The following is a 19195-nucleotide window of genomic DNA, read 5'->3' as shown; positions in this document are numbered from 1 at the left end:
CGAGCTTAGTCCGACCGGATCAACGCCGTGTCATATTCGGCGAGCACCTGAAATCGCCCGAACGACTGGAGTACCCTCGGTCGTTTTGCACGTACGGCATGCGTTCACACGCGTTGCGTGACGGCACACGGACGTGCGAAGGTGACTCACCGTGACGGGTGAAACTGCTCTCCGGACCCGAACCGCCGCCCGGTTCAGACCCCCGCGATCCGCAGCGCGGCCTCGGCCGTGGCGCGGGCGAACTCGCCGACGGGACGCTCCGGCTCGGAGCGGTGGATCAGGATGACGCCCTCGATCAGCCCGAAGACGAGATCCGTCCGCAGCTCCAGCTCCCCCTTGGCGAGCCCCCCGCCGGCCGCCGTCGCGGCGATCAACTGCCGGTAGGCGTCCTTGAGTTCGGACCGCACGGCGCGGAACCCGGCGAACCGCTCGGTGTGCACTTCGGGCAGCAGGTAGAGCGCGCCCAGGTTGTACGGCCCGGCGCACAGCAGCTCCACGTCGGCCCGGCACAGCGCCCGCAGCCGCTCCTCGGCCGGGGTCACGTCGTCCGCGAGCAGCTCACGGGCGCACTCCAGCGACGGCGTGACCGTGGACTCCAGCAGCTCGGCGAGGAGTTCCTCCTTGCCGGAGACGTAGTGGTACATCGACGCCTGCCGCATGCCCGCCCGCTCGGCGACCGCCCGGGTGGTGGTGGCCGCGTAGCCGCGGGTGGTGAACAACTCGGCCGCGGCCACGAGCAGTTCCGCCCGCGGGTCCAGACCGCTGTCCGGCCGCTGCGCGGCCCGCGGCCGGCCGACCCGGCGGCCACTGCTCGTCCCCATGCGTTCGATCCTCGCACACGGCACCGCCCGGCGATCACCGCGAGGCGCCGCGGCCGGACCCCGCTCCCCCGGTGAGCCCCCGGTAACCGGGCCGGAACGCCACGGCAACGCCCCCGACCCTGCCCGCCTCTAATTTCTGTCGAGCGACAGAAATCTCCCCCCAGTCCCACCCGAGCCGACGGAGCCGGAGGTCAGCGATGGCGACAGCGACCACGTACGGAGCGCGGGCACATGCCCGCGCCCAGGAGGGCACCCGCGCCGATGCCATGCCGGTCGTACCGGCCGCCGACTGGCCGGACCCGCCCTGCGAGGCGGGCCACCTGGTGTGGGCGGAGACGGTGGCGGGCGGCAACTACACGCATCGCGTCCTGGCCCGGGGCACCGAACTGCGCCTGACCGATCCGCACGGCGACGCCTGCGCACACCTCCTGCTGTACGCCGCCGACCGTCCCTGGGAGCGGCTGAACGTCGCCGACACGGTCAAGGTCCAGTGGAACGCCTACCTCGGCGAGGGGGTGCTGCTCCTCTCCGACCAGGGCCGGGTCCTGGCCTCCGTGGTCACCGACACCTCCGGCCGGCACGACGCGCTGTGCGGCACCTCCACCCTGGTCCGCAACACCACGCGGTACGGCGACGGCACCCCGCAGTCGCCCTCCCCCGCCGGGCGCGAACTGTTCAAGCTGGCGGCGGCGAAGAACGGACTGGAACCGCGCGACCTGCCGCCGTCCCTGTCGTTCTTCCAGGGCGTGGAGGTGCGCGACGACGGCACGCTGCACTTCACCGGCTCGGCCGGCCCCGGCGGCAGCGTCACGCTCCGCGCCGAACAGGACCTGACCGTCCTGATCGCGAACGTGCCGCACCCGGCCGATCCGCGGCCCGACTACGTCTGCACCGCCCTGGAGGTCCTGGCCTGGCGCGCCGCGCCCACCACACCCGGCGATCCCCTCTGGGACGCCACCCCGGAGGGCCGCCGCGCCTTCCTGAACACCGCCGGATTCCTCGCCGCGAGGGGGCTCGCATGACCACCGCGACCGTCGTCCCGGCCCGCGCCGCCTGGTCCGCCGTCATCCGCGCCGGGCAGACCCTGACCATCACCGACCTGCACGGCAACCAGGCCGTCGACTTCCTCGTCTACGACGCCCACGACACGGCGGTCCGCTACAGCGCCCCCGACACCGTGCACGCGCAGGGCTCCCTCTTCCTCACCACGGGCAGCGTGCTGCTCTCCAACGAGCACACCCCGCTGATGACCGTGACCGCCGACGAGGTCGGCCGGCACGACACGGTCGGCGGCGCCTGTTCCAAGGAGTCCAACACCCTGCGCTACGGCCACCACACCTGGTCGCAGCACGCCTGCGTGGACAACTTCCTGGCGGAGGGCGCCAAGCACGGCCTCGGCAAGCGCGACCTGGTCTCCAACATCAACTGGTACATGAACGTGCCGGTCGAACCGGACGGCACCCTCGGCATCGTCGACGGCCTCTCGGCCCCGGGCCTGAAACTGACCCTGCGCGCCGAACGGGACGTCCTCGTCCTGGTCTCCAACTGCCCGCAGATCAACAACCCGTGCAACGGCTTCGAACCGACCGCGGTGGAGATGACGATCGGGGACGCCGGATGAGTTTCGACACCCTGCTGGTCGCCAACCGGGGCGAGATAGCCGTCCGGGTCATCCGCACCGCCCGCGCACTGGGGCTGCGCACGGTCGCCGTCTACTCCGACCCCGACCGCTCCGCTCCCCACGTCCGCCTCGCCGACGAGGCGGTACGGCTCGGCCCGGCCCCGGCGAAGGAGTCCTACCTCGACGCCGACCTGGTGCTGAAGGCCGCCAAGGACACCGGCGCGGGCGCGATCCACCCCGGGTACGGCTTCCTGTCCGAGGACGCCGGTTTCGCCCGGCGCTGCGAGGCCGCCGGCATCGTCTTCGTCGGTCCGACCCCGGAGCAGTTGGAGCTGTTCGGCGCCAAGCACACGGCACGGGCGGCGGCGCGGGCGGCCGGCGTGCCCCTGGCCCCGGGGACCGGACTCCTCCGGGACCTTCCCGAGGCCCTGCGCGAGGCGTCCGTCCTCGGTTATCCCGTGATGCTCAAGGCCACCGGCGGCGGTGGCGGTATCGGTATGTCGGCATGTCGATCCACGGCCGAACTGACCGACGCCTGGGACCGGGTGCAGCGCGTGGCCGCCGCTTCCTTCTCCTCCGCCGGGGTGTTCCTGGAACGCCTGGTCGAGCACGCCCACCATGTCGAGGTGCAGGTCTTCGGCGACGGCGCGGGCCGGGTGGTCACCTTCGGCGACCGGGACTGCTCCCTCCAGCGCCGTAACCAGAAGGTGGTCGAGGAGGCCCCGGCACCCGGCCTGCCGCCGCACGTGCGCGCGCGACTCGCCTCCTCCGCACGCGACCTGTGCGCGGCCGTGGACTACCGTTCCGCGGGCACGGTCGAGTTCGTGTACGACGCGACCCGCGAGGAGGCCTACTTCCTGGAGGTCAACACCCGGCTCCAGGTGGAACATCCGGTCACCGAGGAGATCTACGGCGTCGACCTGGTCGCCTGGATGCTGCGCCTGGCGCGGGGCGAGTCCGGCGTCGTCCGGGACCCGGGCGAGCCACGCGGCCACGCCGTCGAGGCCCGCGTCTACGCCGAGGACCCCTCCCGCGACCACCGGCCCGGCGCCGGCCTGCTGACCCGGGTGGAGTTCCCGCCGGGGGTGCGCGTCGACGGCTGGGTGGAGACCGGCACCGAGGTGACCACGTCGTACGACCCGATGCTCGCGAAGGTGATCGCCCACGGTCCCGACCGCGACCGGGCCCTGCGCTCCCTCGACGAGGCGCTGGCCGGCACCCGGGTCGACGGCATCGAGACCAACCTGGGTCTGGTGCGCGCCGCTCTCGCCGACCCGGCCTTCCGGGCCGCCGCCCACTCGACGGCGACCCTCGCCACGGTCACCGACCCGACCCCCCGGATCGAGGTCGTCACCGCCGGTACGCTCACCACGGTCCAGGACTGGCCGGGCCGCACCGGCTACTGGCAGGTCGGGGTACCCCCGTGCGGCCCGATGGACGACCGCTCCTTCCGGCTCGGCAATCGCGCGCTGGGCAACCTGGAGGGCGCCCCCGGCCTCGAATGCACCCTCCAGGGCCCGTCCCTGCGCTTCACCCACCCGACGACCGTCTGCGTGACCGGCGCCCCGGCCCCGGTGACCCTGGACGGCGCCCCGGTCGCGCAGTGGGAACCGGTGACGGTACCGGCCGGCGGGCTCCTGGAGGTCGGTGCCCCCTCCGCACACGGGCTGCGCACCTACGTCCTGTTCGCGGGCGGCGGCCTGGACGTGCCTGCCTTCCTGGGCAGCGCGAGCACCTTCACGCTGGGCCGGTTCGGCGGCCACGGCGGCCGCGCCCTGCGCACGGGTGACGTCCTGCACGGCGGAGCGGTGACGGACGGCGAGCCGGTCGCCGAACGCCCGCGCTTCACGTCCGTCTGGCAGCTGGCCGCCGTCGAAGGCCCCCATGCCGCCCCGGAGTTCTTCACCGAGGACGACATCCGGGACTTCTACGCCGCCGAGTGGAAGGTGCACTTCAACTCGGCGCGCACCGGGGTGCGGCTGGTCGGCCCCAAACCGCGCTGGGCCCGCGCAGACGGCGGCGAGGCGGGCCTGCACCCGTCCAACATCCACGACACCCCGTACTCGGTCGGTGCCGTCGACTACACCGGCGACATGCCCGTCCTGCTCGGCCCCGACGGCCCCTCCCTCGGCGGGTTCGTGTGCCCGGCGACCGTCCTGAGCGGCGAACGCTGGAAACTGGGCCAGCTCCGGCCCGGCGACACGGTCCGCTTCACCCCGGCCGACGTGACCGGCGCGCCCCGCCCCGCGATCGTCGACGGCGGCGTCCTGGCCCGCGACGGGGACGTGACCTACCGGCGCAGCGGCGACGACAACCTGCTGGTCGAGTTCGGCCCGATGCAGCTGGACCTGGCCCTGCGGATGCGCGTCCACGCGCTGATGGAGGCGGTGACGGCGGCGGACCTGCCCGGGGTCACGGACCTCACCCCGGGGATCCGCTCACTCCAGGTCCGGACCGACCCCGGTCTGCTCACCCAGACCGAACTCCTGTCCTCGGTACGGGAGATCGTCCTGGGGCTGCCGCCCACCGATGAACTGGTGGTGCCCTCCCGTACGGTCCATCTCCCCCTGTCCTGGGACGACCCGGCGACCCGCGAGGCGATCGCCCGCTATATGGCGGGCGTCCGCGACGACGCCCCCTGGTGCCCGTGGAACATCGAGTTCATCCGCCGTATCAACGGCCTGGACTCGGTCGACGACGTCCACCGCACGGTCTTCGACGCGGAGTACCTGGTCCTCGGCCTCGGCGACGTGTACCTGGGCGCCCCGGTCGCCACCCCGCTGGACCCGCGCCACCGCCTGGTCACCACGAAGTACAACCCGGCCCGCACCTGGACCGCCGAGAACTCCGTCGGTATCGGCGGCGCCTATCTGTGCGTCTACGGCATGGAAGGCCCGGGCGGCTACCAGTTCGTGGGGCGTACGACCCAGGTGTGGTCGGGCTGGCAGCAGCGCGGCGCGTTCCGGCCCGGCTCGCCGTGGCTGCTGCGCTTCTTCGACCGGATCAGGTGGTACCCGGTGTCCCCGGACGAACTGCTGGACCTGCGGGCCGACATCGTCTCCGGCAGGTTCGTGCCGCGCATCGAGGAGGGGACGTTCTCCCTGGCGTCCTACCAGGGGTTCCTCTCCGAACACGGCGACGCCATCGCGGACTTCAGGGCACGCCAGCAGCGGGCCTTCGCCGCGGAGCGCGACGCCTGGGAGGCGGCGGGCGAGTTCGCGAGGGCCCAGGCGGCGACGGCACCGGCGTCCAACACGCCGGCCGAGGTGTCCGTACCGCCGGGCGGCCGCCTGATAGAAGCCGAGTTCGCGGCCTCCGTGTGGCAGCTGAACGTGGCGGCCGGCGACGAGGTGACCACCGGCCAGGCCCTCCTCGCCCTGGAGGCCATGAAGATGGAGTCACGGGTGCACGCGCCGATGGCCGGCGTGGTGACGGAGATCCTGGCGAAGCCGGGCGACCAGGTGGAGGCGGGGACGGCACTGCTCGTCCTGGCCCCGACCCCGAACTGACCGACAGGAGCGACCGAGCATGTCCAGCACCGTCTCCCGGATCCGTGCCGCCTACGCGCGCATCGACGCGGTCGACCGCCCCGAGATCTGGATCGATCTGCGCCCACGGGAGGAGACCGAGGCGGAGGCCCGGGCGATCGACGAGCGGGTGGCCGCCGGTGAACGCCTCCCGCTCGCCGGCCGCCTGTTCGCCGCCAAGGGCAACATCGACGTGCGGGGACTGCCGACCACGGCCGGCTGCCCGGCGTACGCCTACGAGCCGGAGGCCGACGCCCCGGTGGTGGCCCGGCTGCGCGCGGCCGGCGCCCTCGTCCTCGGCACGACCAATCTCGACCAGTTCGCCACGGGCCTGGTCGGCACCCGCTCCCCCTACGGCGCGGTCCGCAACGCGATCGACCCGACCCGGATCAGCGGCGGCTCCAGCTCGGGCTCGGCGGTGGCGGTGGCCCTCGGGATCGTCGACTTCGCGCTCGGCACGGACACGGCCGGTTCGGGCCGGGTCCCGGCCGCCCTCAACGGCATCGTCGGCCTCAAACCGACCCGTGGCCTGCTCCCCACCACCGGGGTGGTCCCGGCCTGTGCCTCCCTGGACTGCGTGACGGTGTTCGCGCGCACCCTGCCGGAGGCCGAGCAGGCGCTGTCGTATCTGGCGGCCCCGCCGGACCGGGCGCTCCCGCCCCTGCCCCAGCGGCTCCCGGGGCCCTGGCGGATCGCGGTCCCGCCACCCGCCCAGCTCGGCGAGATGGACGAGGGCTGGGCGACGGCGTACGAGGAAGCGGTCGACCGTCTCGCCGCCTCGGGCGCCGTACTCCGCCCGCTCGACCTGACCCCCTTCACCGAGGCGGCGGCGATGCTCTACGAGGGCGCCTTCGTCGCGGAGCGCTACACGGCGGTGGGCCCCTTCATCGACGAACTGCTCGCCTCCGGCGGCCACGGCCTGGACCCCACGGTGAGCGGCATCGTCACCCGGGCCCGCGACATCCCGGCCCACCGGCTCTTCACCGATCAGGACCGGCTGTCCGCCCTGCGGACCCGCGCGCTGGCCGAGCTGTCCGACGCGGACGCCCTGCTGCTCCCGACCGCTCCGGGCCACCCCACCCTGGCCGAGGTGGCGGCCGACCCGCTGGGCGCCAACGCCCGCCTGGGCCGCTTCACCAACTCCACGAACCTCTTCGACCTGGCGGCGGTGGCGGTACCGGCGGGCGAGGTGAACGGTCTGCCGTTCGGCGTGATGCTGATCGGTCCGGCCTTCACGGACGACCGCCTGGCCACCGTCGCCCGCGCGCTGGAGCCGGGGGTGAGCCTGGCGGTGGTGGGCGCCCACCTGACCGGCCAGCCGCTGAACCCCCAGCTCCTGTCACTGGGCGCGGTCCTGGACCGCACGACGACGACGGCACCGGCGTACCGTCTGTACGCGCTGCCGACGACACCGCCCAAGCCGGGTCTGGTGTACGTGGGCGAGGGCGGAGCCGAGATCGAAGCGGAGGTGTGGCGCCTGCCGTCCGAAGGCCTGGGACGTCTCCTGGCCGGGCTCCCCCGCCCCATGGCCCTGGGCAAGCTGGAGCTGACGGATGGTACGAAGGTGCCCGGCTTCCTCTGTGAACCGAGCGCGCTGGCCGACGCCGAGGACATCACTCGCCACGGGAGCTGGCGCCACTACTTGAACGCCAGGTGAGGCGACCCACCCGCTCGGGGGCGCGGGGAACTGCGCGACCAGCGACAGCGCACCCGCGCCAGGACAGGTCACCCCACCGACGAATAGGCCACAACCCCCCGGAGCACCAGGTCAACCGCCTTGCGCGCGGTCTTCGAAACACCCGACCCCGCCACCGGAGCCGCCGCCGCGATCTGCCCGAGCACGTCGATGACCTGCTTGCACCACCGCACGAAGTCCCCGGCCGGCATCTCCGCCTCCCGCAGCACCTCGTCCAGCCCGGTCCCCGAAGCCCACATGTACGCGGCCCAGGCGAAGCCGAGGTCCGGTTCCCGCTGACCGACGCCCTCGGCCTGGTTGATCCGGAACTCCTCCTCCAGCGCGTCCAGACGGCCCCAGATCCGCACCATCTCGCCGAGCGCGGCCTTCGCCTTCCCGGAGGGCAGCTTGGGGGCCATCGCGTCGTCCCCGACCCGTGCCTCGTAGACCAGCGCCGAGACGCACGCGGCGAGTTCGGCGGGACTGAGCCCCTCCCAGACACCGGCCCGCAGGCATTCGCTGGCGAGCAGGTCGAGTTCGCCGTACAGCCGGGCCAGTCGCTTCCCGTGCTCGGTGACCTCGTCGCCGCGCAGGTAGTCCAGCTCGGTCAGCAGTGCCACGATCCGGTCGAAGGTGCGGGCGATGGTGTTGGTCCGACCCTCGATCCGCCGCTCCAGCTGCGAGGTGTCCCGCATCAGCCGGTGGTACCGCTCGGCCCACCGGGCGTGGTCCTCCCGGTCGTTGCAGCCGTGGCAGGGATGCGCCCGGATCGCGGTCCGCAGCCGTGCGATCTCCCGGTCGTCCGCGGCCTGCGAGCGCTTCTTGCGGGCCCGCTCCGGCGGAATGTGACCGGCCTTGGTGCGCAGCGCGGACGCGAGGTCCCGACGGGACTGCGGGGAGCGGGGGTTGAAGGACTTGGGGATCCGCATCCGCTCCAACGCCTCGACGGGCACCGGGAAGTCCATTGCCGCCAGCCGCTTGACCTGGCGTTCCGCGGTCAGTACCAGCGGGCGCGGCCCGTCGTGGTGCTCGAAGCCCCGGTGGCCGTTGGAGCGTCCGGCGGGCAGGCCGGGGTCGAGGACCAGCGCGAGACCGGCGTACTTGCCCGTCGGCACGTGGATGACGTCGCCCGGCTTGAGCTTCTCCAGCGCGACCGCCGCCTCGGCCCGGCGTTCGACCGCGCCCTGGCGGACGAGTTCGGTCTCCCGGTCCTTCAGCTCGCGCCGCAGCCGCGCGTACTCCTCGAAGTCGCCGAGGTGGCAGGTCATGGACTCCTTGTAGCCCTCGAGTCCTTCCTCGTTGCGCTGCACCTGCCGGGAGATCCCGACGACCGACTTGTCGGCCTGGAACTGCGCGAACGAGGTCTCCAGAAGCTCTCGCGACCGGTGCCGGCCGAACTGCTCGACCAGGTTGACCGCCATGTTGTACGACGGCTTGAAGCTGGAGCGCAGCGGATAGGTGCGGGTACCGGCGAGCCCCGCGAGGTGCTCGGGGCTGAATCCCCGCTGCCACAGCACCACGGCATGGCCCTCGATGTCGATGCCGCGGCGGCCCGCACGGCCGGTCAGCTGGGTGTACTCGCCGGGGGTGATGTCGGCGTGCTGCTCGCCGTTCCACTTGACGAGCTTCTCCAGCACCACCGAGCGGGCGGGCATGTTGATGCCGAGCGCGAGGGTCTCGGTCGCGAACACGGCCTTGACCAGGCCGCGGACGAAGAGTTCCTCGACGACTTCCTTGAAGGTCGGGAGCATGCCCGCGTGGTGGGCGGCGATACCGCGCTCCAGACCCTCCAGCCATTCGTAGTAGCCGAGGACGTGCAGGTCCTCGTGCGGGATCGACGAGGTCCGCTCCTCGACGAGCGCGCGCACCTGTTCGCGCGCCTCGTCGTCGTTGAGCCGGAGACCGGCGTACAGGCACTGCTGGACGGCCGCCTCGCACGCGGCGCGGCTGAAGATGAAGGTGATGGCCGGCAGCAGGCCCTCGGAGTCGAGCCGTTCGATGACCTCGGGGCGCCCCGGTGTCCACACCCTGGACCGCTGCCGGCGCTCCCGCTCCCGGTCGGCCTCCCGCATGGCGCGCCCACGCCTGCGGTCCTGGTAGGAGGGTCTGCTCGCCTCCATCCGGGCCAGCCGGGTGAGGTCGGGGTTGACGGCCTTCTTCTGGCCCTCCCCCTCCTCGAACAGGTCGTACATCCGGCGCCCGGCGAGCACGTGCTGGAACAGCGGGACAGGCCGGTGTTCGGAGACGATGACCTCGGTGTCGCCGCGGACGGTGTCGAGCCAGTCGCCGAACTCCTCGGCGTTGGACACGGTCGCCGACAGGGAGACCAGGGTCACGGACTCCGGCAGGTGGATGATCACCTCTTCCCAGACGGCGCCCCGGAAGCGGTCGGAGAGGTAGTGCACCTCGTCCATGACCACGTAGCCGAGGCCGAGCAGGGTCTGGGAGCCCGCGTACAGCATGTTCCGCAGCACCTCGGTGGTCATCACGACCACGGGGGCGTCGGAGTTGACGCTGTTGTCGCCGGTGAGCAGGCCTACCTTGTCGGCGCCGTAGCGGCGGCACAGGTCGGCGTACTTCTGGTTCGACAGCGCCTTGATGGGTGTCGTGTAGAAGCACTTCTTGCCCTGCTCCAGGGCGAGGTGGACGGCGAACTCGCCGACGATCGTCTTGCCCGAGCCGGTGGGGGCGGCCACCAGAACGCCCTTCCCGGCTTCGAGTGCCTGGCAGGCCTCGATCTGGAAGGGGTCGAGGCCGAATTCGTACATCTCGCGGAAAGACGCGAGCGCGGTGGCCTGCTCGGCGGCCCGCCTGCGGGCCGCCGCATACCGCTCGGCCGGTGAGAGGTCCTCTGTCATCGTGCTTTCGAGCGTACCGGTCCCCACTGACAACAGGACGATCATTATCCGGAACATGGGACGACGGACGACGAAGAGGTGCCCGCGCCGTGAGCGCGGGCACCTCTGGACGTCCGGTACGGACCCGGTCAGGTCACGTCGTCGTAGCCGTTGACCCGCTCCGGGGCGTCGGGCAGCGCGCGGCTGGCGGAGACGGTCTCGATCTCGCCGATGTCGTCGGGCGTCAGGTCGAGGTCGGAGGCCTCGTCGTCGCCGGGGCCCTCGGCGTCGCGGCGGCGCCTGCGCCGGTCATTCAGCAGCGAGAAGAGGACCGCGCCGAAGTACAGCACCCAGATCGGCCCGGCGAGCGCCAGCATGGAGAGCGGGTCGGTGCTCGGGGTGGCCACGGCGGCGAAGACCGTGATCCCGAGGATCATCGCCCGCCACCAGCCGAGCATCCGCTTGCCGGTGACGATGCCGGTCAGGTTGAGCATGACCAGCAGCAGCGGCAGCTCGAAGGAGAGGCCGAAGACGATCACCATGCGGGTGACCAGCTGGAGCAGGTCGTCGAGCGGCAGCAGGTTGCTCACGCTGTGCGGGGTGAACTGGAGGAGCACCTTCGCGGTGGTCGGCAGGACCTTGTACGCGAAGAACGCGCCGCCGAAGAAGAGCGGGACGCCGGTGGCGACGAACGCGTAGGCGTACTTCTTCTCGTTCCGGTGTAGACCCGGCGCGACGAAGGCCCACAGCTGGTACAGCCAGACCGGGGAGGCGAAGACCACACCCGCCATCAGCGAGACCTGGAGGGCCAGCGTGAAGGGCGCGAGGAGACCGTTGATCGTGATCTGCGCGCAGGGATGGGAGTCGGCCTTGGACCTGGCCAGTTCCCCGAACGCCTGCTCACAGCCGACCGAGTCGAGGACCGGCTTGGTGAGGAAGTTGATGATGTCGTTGTAGAAGAAGGCGGCGACCACCGTCACGATGACGATGGCCAGCATGGCCTTCGCGAGCCGGTTGCGGAGCTCACGAAGGTGATCTCCGAGAGGCATCCGCCCCTCGGGATCCTTCTCCTGTTTGCGGGCAGACTTGGGCAACCCACGTCCTCATCTCGTGCGGCAGGCCGGGGGTCACCGGCCTTGCGTCAGCGCTGGGTGGTGTCCGACGGCTCGTTGACCGGGCGGGAGCTGGTCACGTCGCCGGGGGCCGCCTGGATGGTGCGCTGGGCCTGGGCCTGCTCGCCGGAGGCGGGCGCCTGGGCGGAGGAGGTGGTGTTGCCCTCTTCCTTCATCGCCTTGGCCTCGCTCTTGAGGATGCGCGCGGACTTGCCGAGCGAGCGGGCCATGTCCGGAAGCTTCTTCGCGCCGAACAGCAGGATGACGACGACAAGGATGAGAATGATCTCGGGAGCGCCGAGCCTTCCGAACATAAGTCTTTACCTTCTCACCGAGGCGGCTGGGTGGGGTGCTGTCCGATCAGTCAGACATGTGTCCGAGTAATCGCGCTGACAGCGATCGTAACGCTCAGGGGTAAACGACAGGCAATCCCCGTGCGTACGCCCGGTCCGCGGTACGGGCCTCGTTCTCCGCCCCGCGAGCGCCAGCGTACCTGCCGGGGTGGCCGCCGTGACAGGGCGAAGTGACGCAAACCGCTTATGGCGCAGTACTCACACCGGTTGCACACCAGGTCTCAGAGGGTGTCCACAGCGCGGGCGGCACCGGCCGCCGCCCGCTCCAGGTCCTCGGCGGCCCGGTTGATGCGCCGTGCGGAATCCGTGACCTGCGCGCCCAGGCGCCGCGCCTCCAGGAAAACCCGGACGGCGAGCACGCCGAGCACGACGAGACCCAGGAAACCCACGGCTACCGCGAACATCGGCCAGAACATGCGGCTGAGCCTAGACGGTGGGGTGCAGCCGCAGGGTCCTGACCCCGCCGCCGGTGAGCAGCTCGACGATCCGCTCGCCCGCGGGCTTGCGGACCAGGATGTCGCAGTCGGGGCAGGTGAAGGAGTAGAACGTGGTCTTGCTGGTGGCCCCGATGGCCAGGCGCAGGGAGCTGGCGGCGAGCTCGAAACTCCCCCGGCAGTCCGGGCAGCCGGCTCTGAACATCACGGGGACCACTCTTCTCATCCCGGCGAACGCGGCGGCGACCGTCACGTCCCTCGCCTCTGCGACACCGGAACCGGAAGACTCGTTCAAATCCCTCGCCCCTCCTTCTCGATCATTCGCCCCGGAGCACCCCAGCCGGTCCGGCTCACTCATGCCCTTCCGCATCGCCGTGCGGAAGGAGGCCGTCGTACGCCTCCAGGGCCTCGCGGGCGGCCCGCCGGGCGCTGTCGGCCAGCTCGGGCGGTGACACGATCCGGCCGTCGCCGCCGAGCCTGAGTGCCAGCCGTCGCAGCGAGGCCGGATCGGGCGTGCGCAGAGTGATACGCAGACCCCCGTCGGGAAGCTCATCCGCGCTGTCGTGCGGGTAGTACTCGGCGACCCAGCGGCCGGCCGGGCCGACCTCGACGACCACCTCGGGATCCTCGGCGGCAGGCTGTACCAGGGCCTCGGACAGGTCGCGCAGCTCGATCTCGGGGGGCGCGGACGGCTCGTCGAGGATCTTGATCTCGGCGACGCGGTCGAGGCGGAAGGTGCGCCGGGCCTCGGAGCGGCGGCACCAGGCCTCCACGTAGGTGTGGCCGACGCTGACCAGGCGGATCGGGTCGATCTCACGCTCGGTGAGCTCGTCGCGGGCCGGCGAGTAGTAGCGGATCCACAGCCGGCGGCGCTCGGCGATCGCCCGGTCGACGTCGGCGAAGACCCCGCCCTCGGACTCGAAGGTCACCGACAGGCGGGCGCTGGCGTCGCCCGCCTCGCCGGCCGCGGTCTCCACCTTGGCGGTGGCGCGCAGCAGCGCCTGCCGGTCGCCCTCGCGCAGGCCGGGCAGGGTGGCCACCGCGCGGGCGGCCACCAGCAGCGCGGTCGCCTCGTCGGCGGCCAGCCGCAGCGGCTCGGCCGCCTCCTCGCCGAGCGCGGCGGCGTTGTGCCACCAGATGCGCTCGCCGTCGGTGTCGATGTCCAGCAGATCGCCGCCCCGGAAGCTGGTGCCGCACATGGGCAGCACGTCCAGGTCGGAGACCAGCTCGTCCTCGGTGATGCCGAAGGCACGGGCCACGTCCGCGATCCGGGCGCCGGGGCGCTCACGCAGATAGGTCACCAGGGAGAGCATCCGCCGGGTCTGGTCGATGGCGTTCACGGGCCTGACCGGTTTGCCTGCCACTGTCTTGCTCCGCTCCCCCTCAGCCCTTGGCCACGGCACGCAGCCGGTCCAGCACGTCCGCACGCAGCTCGGCCGGCTCCAGTACCACCACGTCCGGCCCGAACTCCACCAGCCAGGCGTCCAGTCCGTGCCCGTACGGAATCTCCAACTCGTCCCAGCCGTCGCCGAGTTCCCGCACCGCCGTGGCCTTCGCCCGAAGGGGGTAGCCGGCGCCGGAGCGCAGCCGGATCAGCGCAGACCGGTCGGCGATCTCACCGGCCCAGCTCGCCACCGTCTCGCGGACGGTGACCACGTCGGGGACGGGCGCGGTGAAACGGGCGCCCCGGGAACGGACCCGGCCGGTGATCCGGGACAGCCGGAAGACCCGCTCGGCTCCCCGGTCCCGGTCCCAGCCCGCCAGGTACCAGTGGCCGCGCCAGCACTCCAGGGCCCACGGCTCCACATGGCGGGGCTCGGGGCGGGCGGCGGTGGCCTTGCGGTAGTCGAAGAGGACCGGGCGGCGGTCGCGGCAGGCCAGCATCAGCGGCTCGAAGGCGGCCTCGTGCACCGGGATGCGCGGTTCCAGGGCGCTGTGCGCCTCGTACGGGTCGACGTCCTCCGGCAGCCCGGCGGCGCGCAGCTTCTGCAGGGCCCCGCTGGCCGCGCCGGCGAGGCGGGCCTGCTGCCAGACCTTGGCGGCCAGCCCGAGGGCGGCCGCCTCCTCGGCGTCCAGCGTGATCGGCGGCAGGCGGTTGCTGTCACGGCGGGCGAGATAGCCGACCTCGCCGTCGAGGTTCTCGACGGTCTCGATCACCAGTCCCAGCTCGCGCAGATCGTCCTTGTCCCGCTCGAACATCCGGTTGAAGGAGTCGTCACTGCCCGACGCGCCCTTCCCCGGCCCGGAAGCCTCGACGTATGCCTCGATGGAGTCCCGCAGCTCACGCTTGCTGAGCGGCCGCCTCGTCCCCAGCAGACACAGCGCCAGGTTCATCAGCCGCTCGGCCTTGGCAATGGCCATCGACGCCCTTCGCCTTCCCTATGGTGCTCCTGACCGATGACCGTACCGCTCCGGAGTGTCACGGCAAAAGCCAGTACCAACAATGAGGGCCGAAACGGACAGGACCCGACAAACAGCAAGGGCCCGCGCACACGGCACGGGCCCTCGTCCAGCCGGACTCCGGCCGGGAACGATCAGCGCCGGGGCGGCGCCGACCTGGCGCGGGGATCAGACCCCGAGCAGGTCCACGACGAAGATCAGCGTCTCGCCGGGCTGGATCGCCGGGGTCGGGCTCTGGTCCCCGTAGGCGAGGTGGGCCGGGATGGTCAGCTGGCGGCGGCCGCCGACCTTCATGCCCTCCACACCCTGGTCCCAGCCCTTGATGACACGGCCGCCGCCCAGCGGGAAGCGGAACGGCGCGCCCCGGTTCCAGCTGGCGTCGAACTCCTCGCCCGTGCTGAACGCGACACCCACGTAGTGCACGGTGACGGTCTGGCCGGCCTTGGCGACCTCGCCGTCGCCCTCCCAGAGGTCCTTGATCTCCAGGTCGGCCGGGGGCGCGCCCTCCGGGAAGTCGATCTCGGGCTTGTCGATGCTCACGTCTCTCGCTCCTGCTTGTGTACGACACGGAACCCGGACAGTCTTTCATCCCCGCCCGGCTCTCGCCCGCACGACTACATCGCGGCCAGGATGTCCACCGAGAAGACCAGCGTCGACCCCTTCTTCACGACACCACCGCTCGGCGGGTTGTTCCCATAGGCCAGGTCCGGCGGTACGACGATCAGCAGCCGGCTGCCCACCTTCTTCCCGGTGATGCCCTGCGCCAGCCCCTTGACGACCTCCTGCATCTGCGCGACCGCGAACTGGGCCAGCCGCCCGCTGTCGTACGTCTGCTCGAAGGCCTTCCCGCTGTCCCAGACCTCGCCCTTGAACTGGCACAGGACCGTCTGCGCGGACGTCACCGCCGCGCCGTCGCCCTCCAGGACGTAGTTCGACACCAGCGTCTTCGGCGGGTCGGTCTTGGGAATGTCGATCGACGGAGCCTTCCCGTCGGTGTTGGTGCCGACCTTGGGCAGCGCCGTGTCGCTCTGCGCGACCTCCTTGCCGGTGCTGGAGCTCTTGGAGTTGAACGAGTTCAGCACGTCCACCACGAACACCAGCGTGTCGGTGCCCTTGATACCCGCCTGCGAGTTGCCCGCCGTGCCGTAGCCCCAGGTCGGCGGCACGGCCATCAGCACCCGGCTGCCGACCTTCTTCCCGGCCAGCCCGTACCGCCAGCCGTCGATGATGCTGCCCTGGGCGAGCTGCATGAGCAGCGGCGTACGGTCATAGGACTGGTCGAAGACCTTCGCCGTGGACCAGATCTGCCCGAGGTAGTTGGCCTGGATGAAGTCGTTCTCGGCGACCGCCTTGCCGCTGCCCGCGATCACCGTCTTGACCGCCATGTCCTTGGACGGGTCCCCGGACCCCTTGGCGACCGTCGGCTTCTCGTCGAACTTCGTACCCGCCGTGATCGCCGGCAGCGGCCCCTCTACGATCTTCGGCGGCGGCACCGAGGAGGCGGAACCCGACGGTGCCGCGCTGGCCTTGCTGGAAGCGGACTTGTCGTCGCCGCACGCGGCGATCGTGACCAGTCCTGCGGGTACGGCGGCAAGGAGAAGAGAGCGTCGGCGCACGGGAACAGCCTCATAATCGGTCGATCTTGCGGATGCGTGCGCGCAACTCTACGACGTGACACGGGCGCCGTACGGTAAACGTACGGCGCCCGTGTGGCGTTCGCTCACATACCGGCGATGAGCTTCTCCACCCGGTCGTCGACCGAACGGAACGGGTCCTTGCACAACACCGTCCGCTGAGCCTGGTCATTGAGCTTCAGATGCACCCAGTCGACCGTGAAGTCCCGGCGCTGCTCCTGAGCCCGCCGGATGAAGTCACCGCGCAGACGCGCCCGAGTCGTCTGCGGCGGCACCGACTTGCCCTCGAAGATCTTCAAGTCATTGCAGATCCGAGTGGCTTGGCCCTTCCTCTCCAGCAGGTAATACAGACCCCGGCGACGGTGAATGTCGTGATAAGCGAGGTCTATCTGCGCCACCCGCGGATGAGACATGGTCATGTTGTGCTTGGCCCGGTACCGCTCGATGAGCTTGTACTTCATCACCCAGTCGATCTCGGTGCCGATCCGGTCCAGGTCCTCGGCCTCGATCGCGTCCAGGGTGCGGCCCCACAGCTCCAGGACCTGGTCGACCGTGCCGGTACGGATACCGCGGCGCTCGACGAAGTCCACGGCCTTCTCGTAGTACTCCCGCTGCACCTCCAGGGCGGAGGCCTCACGGCCGCTGGCCAGGCGCACCTTGCGCCGCCCCGTGATGTCGTGGCTGACCTCGCGGATCGCCCGGATCGGGTTCTCCAGGGTCAGGTCGCGCATCACCGTGCCCGCCTCGATCATGCGCAGCACCAGGTCGGTGGCCCCGACCTTGAGCAGCATGGTCGTCTCGGACATGTTCGAGTCGCCCACGATGACGTGCAGCCGGCGGTAGCGCTCCGCGTCCGCGTGCGGCTCGTCCCGGGTGTTGATGATCGGCCGGGAGCGGGTCGTCGCGGAGGAGACGCCCTCCCAGATGTGCTCCGCCCGCTGGCTGACGCAGTACACCGCACCGCGCGGCGTCTGCAGCACCTTGCCGGCGCCGCACAGCAGCTGCCGGGTCACCAGGAACGGAATGAGGATGTCCGCGAGCCGGGAGAACTCCCCGTGCCGCGCCACCAGATAGTTCTCGTGGCAACCGTAGGAGTTGCCCGCCGAGTCGGTGTTGTTCTTGAAGAGGTAGACGTCGCCCGCGATTCCTTCCTCGTGCAGGCGTCGTTCGGCGTCCACCAACAGTCCTTCGAGAATGCGCTCGCCGGCCTTGTCGTGGGTGACCAGTTCGGTCACGTTGTCACATTCGGGTGTCGCGTATTCCGGATGTGATCCCACGTCGAGATAGAGCCGGGCGCCGTTTCGAAGAAAGACATTGCTGCTACGGCCCCATGACACGACACGGCGGAAGAGGTACCGCGCCACCTCGTCAGGCGACAGGCGGCGCTGTCCCCTGAACGTGCACGTGACGCCGTACTCGTTCTCCAGCCCGAAAATGCGGCGGTCCATGACTGAACATTACGCCCGATCCCCTGAGCTGAAACGGGGTTCGGCAGCACGATTTGGATCATTTTCCGATGAAGCCGCAACCACCGCGCCCCCGCCGGGAGCTGCGAGGACCCGCCCGGTGGCCATCAGGACCAGCAATGACACGCCCCCTGCCACGGCCGGCACCGCGAAGCCCCACAGCGCACCGCCCGCCTCGACGACCGGGCCCGCCAGGCCCGTTCCCACCGACGCCCCTACTGTGAACGTCGTCACAAGCCAGGAGAAGGCCTCGGTGACCGTCCCTCGCGGCGCGTGCCGGTCCACCAGCACGAACGCACATGCGATCGCCGGTGCCAGGAACACCCCCGCGACCACGGTGAGCAACACCATGGCCACCGCTTCCGGCATCACCATCAGCGGCAGGTAACACACCGCCAGAAGCGCGACCAGCACCCGCAGTCGCACCGCCGGCTCCCCCTGCCACCGGCGCGCGCCGTACACCGTGCCGCCGAGCAGCGCGCCGAGGCCCAGCCCCGCCATCATCCAGCCGTACACCGCGTCACCGCCGTGCTCGTCCGCGTACGGCACCGACGCCACCGTGATGGAACCCAGCGCGATCCCGACGAACAGGAACGCGCCGAGCAGGGCCAGCAGCCCGGACGACCGCAGCGCCCCCAGCCAGTGCGCCTCGCGCGGCGCCGAACGCCACGCGCGCGAGGGCGGCGAGAGGACCACGGAGAGCGCTCCGAGCACGCCCACCGCGTTCACCACCAGCAGGGCCACCTGCGCGGACCACAGCGACACGCACAGCGTCACCAGCAACGGCCCCACCGTGAACATGACTTCCTGGGCCACCGCGTCCATGGCGTAGGCCGTGTGCACCTGGTCCTCCTCGCCGAGCACACTCGGCCACAGCGCGCGCAGGCCGCCCTCCAGGGGCGGTGTGCACAGTCCCGCCGCCGCCACGCACGCGTAGGCGAGCGGCAGCGGATCGGTGCCGGCGAAGGCGAAGCCGGCCATGGCGAGGGCCGACGCCAGGGCCGCGGGCAGCTGCACCCGCGGCTGCCCGTGCACGTCCACCCACCGGCCCAGCACCGGCTGGCCCACCGCGTTGGCGACCCCGTACACCGCCGCGAGCGCCCCCGCCAGGCTGTACGTGCCGCCCTCCGCCCGCACGAACAGCACGATCGCGAGCGCGGCGGTGGCGTTCGGCAGCCGCCCCACCAAGGTGCCCGTCAGCAGGCGGACCGCGTGCCGCGCCCTGAGGATCTCCAGGTACCCCGTGGCCATGGTCCGCCTCCAAGTTTTACGTATAACCTCGGGTTCCATACGTACCATGTGCGCAGTTCACACG

General features: G+C 71.2%; 16 protein-coding genes. 4 read left to right on the top strand and 12 right to left on the bottom strand.

What is annotated here, in order from left to right:
- Window positions 1-194: 194 nt before the first annotated feature.
- Complete coding sequence (locus ACZ4O3_RS35645; protein ID WP_467726296.1) at window positions 195-821, bottom strand: TetR/AcrR family transcriptional regulator; 627 nt, start codon at window positions 819-821, stop codon at window positions 195-197.
- A gap of 197 nt (window positions 822-1018) precedes the next feature.
- Between ACZ4O3_RS35645 and ACZ4O3_RS35640 the strand changes: the two genes are divergently transcribed.
- From ACZ4O3_RS35640 to atzF, 4 genes are read left to right on the top strand one after another with little or no spacing between them, the layout of a single operon-like run.
- Window positions 1019-1843, top strand: a complete 825-nt coding sequence (locus ACZ4O3_RS35640; RefSeq protein ID WP_362729929.1) for an urea amidolyase associated protein UAAP1 — start codon at window positions 1019-1021, stop codon at window positions 1841-1843.
- Window positions 1840-2442 carry an urea amidolyase associated protein UAAP2 gene (locus tag ACZ4O3_RS35635; RefSeq protein WP_362729926.1) on the top strand — a complete coding sequence of 201 codons (603 nt, stop codon included), beginning with the start codon at window positions 1840-1842 and terminating at the stop codon, window positions 2440-2442. Before ACZ4O3_RS35640 ends, ACZ4O3_RS35635 begins: the two co-directional genes overlap by 4 nt.
- The gene (locus ACZ4O3_RS35630; RefSeq protein ID WP_467726294.1) at window positions 2439-5951 is read left to right on the top strand and encodes a 5-oxoprolinase/urea amidolyase family protein; all 3513 of its coding nucleotides are present in this window, start codon (window positions 2439-2441) and stop codon (window positions 5949-5951) included. Before ACZ4O3_RS35635 ends, ACZ4O3_RS35630 begins: the two co-directional genes overlap by 4 nt.
- A 19-nt stretch (window positions 5952-5970) precedes the next feature.
- Entirely contained in the window at window positions 5971-7626 is a 1656-nt protein-coding gene (atzF, locus tag ACZ4O3_RS35625) for an allophanate hydrolase (protein ID WP_362724858.1), read from the top strand.
- Window positions 7627-7694: 68 nt separating this feature from the next.
- Here the strand turns inward: atzF and ACZ4O3_RS35620 are convergent, their stop codons facing one another.
- The 11 genes from ACZ4O3_RS35620 to ACZ4O3_RS35570 form a co-directional block, all read right to left on the bottom strand.
- Window positions 7695-10547, bottom strand: a complete 2853-nt coding sequence (locus tag ACZ4O3_RS35620) for a DEAD/DEAH box helicase (RefSeq protein WP_362724863.1) — start codon at window positions 10545-10547, stop codon at window positions 7695-7697.
- Between the two features lie 83 nt (window positions 10548-10630).
- A complete protein-coding gene (gene tatC / locus ACZ4O3_RS35615) occupies window positions 10631-11575 on the bottom strand; it encodes a twin-arginine translocase subunit TatC (RefSeq protein WP_362730515.1) in 945 nt (314 codons plus the stop codon).
- 47 nt (window positions 11576-11622) lie between these two features.
- Window positions 11623-11907, bottom strand: coding sequence for a Sec-independent protein translocase subunit TatA (gene tatA / locus ACZ4O3_RS35610; protein WP_360489568.1), 285 nt, complete (start codon window positions 11905-11907; stop codon window positions 11623-11625).
- Between the two features lie 260 nt (window positions 11908-12167).
- Window positions 12168-12362 carry a hypothetical protein gene (locus ACZ4O3_RS35605; RefSeq protein ID WP_362730518.1) on the bottom strand — a complete coding sequence of 65 codons (195 nt, stop codon included), beginning with the start codon at window positions 12360-12362 and terminating at the stop codon, window positions 12168-12170.
- A gap of 10 nt (window positions 12363-12372) precedes the next feature.
- A complete protein-coding gene (locus ACZ4O3_RS35600; protein ID WP_384992353.1) occupies window positions 12373-12675 on the bottom strand; it encodes a hypothetical protein in 303 nt (100 codons plus the stop codon).
- 55 nt (window positions 12676-12730) lie between these two features.
- Complete coding sequence (locus ACZ4O3_RS35595; RefSeq protein WP_384992356.1) at window positions 12731-13744, bottom strand: helix-turn-helix transcriptional regulator; 1014 nt, start codon at window positions 13742-13744, stop codon at window positions 12731-12733.
- A 19-nt stretch (window positions 13745-13763) separates the two neighbouring features.
- Window positions 13764-14741 (bottom strand): helix-turn-helix transcriptional regulator, encoded by a 978-nt coding sequence (locus tag ACZ4O3_RS35590; RefSeq protein ID WP_362714614.1) that lies wholly within the window; start codon window positions 14739-14741, stop codon window positions 13764-13766.
- Window positions 14742-14948: 207 nt separating this feature from the next.
- A complete protein-coding gene (locus ACZ4O3_RS35585; protein WP_362714611.1) occupies window positions 14949-15320 on the bottom strand; it encodes an FKBP-type peptidyl-prolyl cis-trans isomerase in 372 nt (123 codons plus the stop codon).
- A 74-nt stretch (window positions 15321-15394) separates the two neighbouring features.
- Entirely contained in the window at window positions 15395-16396 is a 1002-nt protein-coding gene (locus ACZ4O3_RS35580) for an FKBP-type peptidyl-prolyl cis-trans isomerase (protein WP_467726290.1), read from the bottom strand.
- Between the two features lie 104 nt (window positions 16397-16500).
- Window positions 16501-17862, bottom strand: a complete 1362-nt coding sequence (gene pafA / locus ACZ4O3_RS35575) for a Pup--protein ligase (protein WP_030795508.1) — start codon at window positions 17860-17862, stop codon at window positions 16501-16503.
- A gap of 9 nt (window positions 17863-17871) precedes the next feature.
- A complete protein-coding gene (locus tag ACZ4O3_RS35570; RefSeq protein WP_467726288.1) occupies window positions 17872-19131 on the bottom strand; it encodes an MFS transporter in 1260 nt (419 codons plus the stop codon).
- Between the last annotated feature and the right edge of the window lie 64 nt (window positions 19132-19195).

The sequence above is a fragment of the Streptomyces sp. NPDC026515 genome, assembly GCF_055567595.1.
This window is presented reverse-complemented; position numbering and strand designations above follow the sequence as displayed.